Here is a 276-nt window from a genome sequence, read left to right as displayed (position 1 = left end):
CCTCTCTCAATTTCCAGAGAGTTCAGCACCAGCTTTTCATAAGACTTCAATTCCTCGACGGTAAAGTTTTCATTGAACCCTTTCAGGGTACTCTTAGTGTCTTTTCGCTTCTTGAACGCTTCAACGAGGTATTTAATTTGATGGCTAAATGTATGAATTTTTAACTTGCCGAGTGCCGCCAGCGCGGCTTGGGTCTCTTCGCGTGCACCGTCAAGTACTTTAGATGCCTTTTTAAATTCAAGCTCTGCATCTTCGCCGATGCCTTTGGCTTTATCA

At 43.8% G+C, this 276-nt stretch carries 1 protein-coding gene; it reads right to left on the bottom strand.

Features of this window, described 5'->3' with window-relative positions:
- The coding region (locus KZZ04_RS19155) for a hypothetical protein (protein ID WP_219423848.1) at positions 1 to 276 on the bottom strand (276 nt) is incomplete at both ends.

Origin of the sequence: Pseudoalteromonas sp. CR1 (assembly GCF_019392235.1) — a bacterium.
Lineage (GTDB): Bacteria > Pseudomonadota > Gammaproteobacteria > Enterobacterales > Alteromonadaceae > Pseudoalteromonas.
The sequence above is the reverse complement of the archived record's forward strand: the minus strand, read 5'-3'. Positions and strand labels throughout refer to the sequence as shown.